Origin of the sequence: Microvirga zambiensis WSM3693 (genome assembly GCF_016735695.1) — a bacterium.
Lineage (GTDB): Bacteria > Pseudomonadota > Alphaproteobacteria > Rhizobiales > Beijerinckiaceae > Microvirga > Microvirga zambiensis.
The window spans coordinates 1-2,500 of record NZ_JAERQD010000134.1; the positions used below are offsets into that span (position 1 = coordinate 1).

Genomic DNA, 2,500 nt, shown 5'->3' on the forward strand with positions numbered 1-2,500 from the left:
TTGCTCTTTGACATTGTTGAGAGGGGAAGAGAAGCGTAGGCGGCGGTGTCCTTGCGCCGGTCCGGATGGATCGGGTGAATAGACATCGACCTGTTCTATGCTTTGGTGAGTACACCGTTTTCTGGGGAAACCTGGAGATGGAGGTGCTCTGTCAATTTGCGTAGTGACAATTAGTCGAGATCAAATTCTTTCAACTTGAGAGTTTGATCCTGGCTCAGAACGAACGCTGGCGGCAGGCTTAACACATGCAAGTCGAACGCATCCTTCGGGGTGAGTGGCAGACGGGTGAGTAACGCGTGGGAACGTGCCCTTCAGTTCGGGATAACCCAGGGAAACTTGGGCTAATACCGGATACGTGCGAGAGCAGAAAGATTTATCGCTGAAGGATCGGCCCGCGTCTGATTAGCTAGTTGGTGGGGTAATGGCCCACCAAGGCGACGATCAGTAGCTGGTCTGAGAGGATGATCAGCCACATTGGGACTGAGACACGGCCCAAACTCCTACGGGAGGCAGCAGTGGGGAATATTGGACAATGGGCGCAAGCCTGATCCAGCCATGCCGCGTGAGTGATGAAGGCCTTAGGGTTGTAAAGCTCTTTCGTCCGGGACGATAATGACGGTACCGGAAGAAGAAGCCCCGGCTAACTTCGTGCCAGCAGCCGCGGTAATACGAAGGGGGCTAGCGTTGTTCGGAATCACTGGGCGTAAAGGGCGCGTAGGCGGCTTTATAAGTCGGGGGTGAAAGCCTGTGGCTCAACCACAGAATTGCCTTCGATACTGTAGAGCTTGAGACCGGAAGAGGTAAGTGGAACTGCGAGTGTAGAGGTGAAATTCGTAGATATTCGCAAGAACACCAGTGGCGAAGGCGGCTTACTGGTCCGGTTCTGACGCTGAGGCGCGAAAGCGTGGGGAGCAAACAGGATTAGATACCCTGGTAGTCCACGCCGTAAACGATGAATGCCAGCCGTTGGCGAGCTTGCTCGTCAGTGGCGCAGCTAACGCTTTAAGCATTCCGCCTGGGGAGTACGGTCGCAAGATTAAAACTCAAAGGAATTGACGGGGGCCCGCACAAGCGGTGGAGCATGTGGTTTAATTCGAAGCAACGCGCAGAACCTTACCAGCCTTTGACATGTCCGGTATGGACCCTGGAGACGGGGTTCTTCAGTTCGGCTGGCCGGAACACAGGTGCTGCATGGCTGTCGTCAGCTCGTGTCGTGAGATGTTGGGTTAAGTCCCGCAACGAGCGCAACCCTCGCCCTTAGTTGCCATCATTCAGTTGGGCACTCTAAGGGGACTGCCGGTGATAAGCCGCGAGGAAGGTGGGGATGACGTCAAGTCCTCATGGCCCTTACGGGCTGGGCTACACACGTGCTACAATGGCGGTGACAAAGGGCAGCGAACCCGCGAGGGGGAGCTAATCCTCAAAAACCGTCTCAGTTCGGATTGCACTCTGCAACTCGAGTGCATGAAGGCGGAATCGCTAGTAATCGTGGATCAGAACGCCACGGTGAATACGTTCCCGGGCCTTGTACACACCGCCCGTCACACCATGGGAGTTGGTCTTACCCGACGGCGCTGCGCCAACCGCAAGGAGGCAGGCGACCACGGTAGGGTCAGCGACTGGGGTGAAGTCGTAACAAGGTAGCCGTAGGGGAACCTGCGGCTGGATCACCTCCTTTCTAAGGATGATCCCTCAAGGCTGACATCTGTTGGTCTTATCGGATCTCTTTTGAACAAAAGGGATCAGTCAGATCCCACTTCAGCGGGACGCTGCCGTCTTCGTTTCTCTTCTCTCACATCCAAACATCGGTTGGTCCGGGTGGTCCTTTAAGGATGGCCTTGGGGCCGACTGGGCCTGTAGCTCAGGTGGTTAGAGCGCACCCCTGATAAGGGTGAGGTCGGACGTTCGAGTCGTCCCAGGCCCACCATTATCGAGTTGTTCCTTGCGGAACATGGGGCCTTAGCTCAGCTGGGAGAGCGGTAGCTTTGCAAGCTTCAGGTCGTCGGTTCGATCCCGACAGGCTCCACCAAAGCTTTTTGGTGTTTGGACGTGTCAAATGAGGTTCGTGCCCTCCCCTGTCGGGGTGAGCGGCGCGGATGTTTGAAATCGTAAAGAGGCAGCATATTCGGCAAGCGGGACGACCTAGTTCCTGCGAACCAGCTGACGGCCCGCAGCCGTCGAGCGTCGGATATGCTTGGCAAGCAAAACATGTCGTCGGCTGAAAAGCCGATGACAGGTCTTTCTTTGATGATTTGTGTCCGCTGCCGAGCGGGCATGGATCGTGAGAGTAATCAAGTGTCGTAAGAGCATCTGGTGGATGCCTTGGCGCTGAGAGGCGATGAAGGACGTGGTACGCTGCGATAAGCCTTGGGGAGCTGCGAACGAGCTTTGATCCAAGGATCTCCGAATGGGGAAACCCCCCTTCGACCCTTTGTCTTGTGACGTCATTGGTCAAACAGTGGTGTTGCAAGACGGAGGGTCAGATGAAGGGATTAGACCC

Annotated in this window: 2 tRNA genes and 2 rRNA genes (1 of these 4 cut by a window edge); all 4 read left to right on the forward strand. The window is 55.8% G+C overall.

Going from position 1 to position 2,500, the window contains the following annotated elements:
• Positions 1-191 precede the first annotated feature (191 nt).
• Positions 192-1,678: ribosomal RNA gene (locus JKL46_RS33925) — 16S ribosomal RNA — on the forward strand.
• Between the two features lie 172 nt (positions 1,679-1,850).
• Positions 1,851-1,927 (forward strand) — tRNA-Ile (locus JKL46_RS33930).
• Between the two features lie 26 nt (positions 1,928-1,953).
• A tRNA-Ala gene (locus JKL46_RS33935) sits at positions 1,954-2,029 on the forward strand.
• 260 nt (positions 2,030-2,289) lie between these two features.
• Positions 2,290-2,500, forward strand: a 23S ribosomal RNA gene (locus JKL46_RS33940); it runs 2,604 nt beyond the window's last position.
• Together the 16S and 23S rRNA genes with 2 tRNA genes alongside form the textbook arrangement of a ribosomal RNA operon.